This window comes from Streptomyces sp. NRRL WC-3742 (assembly GCF_000720635.1).
Classification (GTDB): domain Bacteria; phylum Actinomycetota; class Actinomycetes; order Streptomycetales; family Streptomycetaceae; genus Kitasatospora.
Map to the genome: position 1 here is coordinate 1 of NZ_JOCF01000174.1, position 972 is coordinate 972.

Genomic DNA, 972 nt, shown 5'->3' on the forward strand with positions numbered 1-972 from the left:
GACTTCGATCTCTTCCGTATCTCCGAGGAGCACGAGATGCTCCGTGAGGCGGTGCGTTCGCTGGCCGAGGCGAAGATCGCTCCGTTCGCGGCGGAGGTGGACGAGCAGGGGCGGTTCCCGCAGGAGGCGCTGGACGCGTTGCAGGGCAGTGACCTGCATGCGGTGCACGTGCCGGAGGAGTTCGGTGGTGCGGGGGCGGACGCGCTGGCGACGGTGATCGTGATCGAGGAGGTCGCGCGGGTGTGCGCGTCGTCCTCGCTGATCCCGGCGGTGAACAAGCTGGGTTCGCTGCCGGTGCAGCTGTCGGGCTCGCAGGAGCTGAAGGCGAAGTACCTGGGGGCGCTGGCCCGGGGCGAGGGGATGTTCTCGTACTGCCTGTCGGAGCCGGAGGCGGGTTCGGACGCGGCGGGGATGAGGACGCGTGCGGTGCGCGACGGCGACTTCTGGGTGCTGAACGGTGTGAAGCGCTGGATCACCAACGCCGGGGTCTCGGAGTTCTACACCGTCATGGCGGTCACGGACCCGGAGCTGCGCTCGAAGGGCATCTCGGCGTTCGTGGTGGAGAAGGGCGACGAGGGCGTGTCCTTCGGCGCGCCGGAGAGGAAGCTGGGCATCAAGGGCTCGCCGACGCGTGAGGTGTACTTCGACAACGTGCGTATCCCGGCGGACCGGATGATCGGTGCGGAGGGCACGGGCTTCGCCACGGCGATGAAGACGCTGGACCACACGCGGGTGACGATCGCCGCGCAGGCGGTGGGTATCGCGCAGGGCGCGCTGGACTACGCCATCGCGGAGTTCCAGGGCGTGCAGTTCATGCTGGCGGACATGGCGATGAAGCTGGAGGCGGCCCGCCAGCTCACCTACGCCGCCGCCGCGAGGTCCCAGCGCGGTGACGGTGACCTGACGTTCTTCGGTGCGGCGGCCAAGTGCTACGCGTCGGACGCGGCGATGGAGATCACCACGGACGCGGTG

1 protein-coding gene is annotated in these 972 nt (G+C 69.2%); it reads left to right on the top strand.

The genetic code is table 11. The annotated features are described in order from the left end of the window. On the top strand, positions 1–972 hold a 972-nt coding region (locus IH61_RS0139905; RefSeq protein WP_063763364.1), incomplete at both ends, for an acyl-CoA dehydrogenase family protein.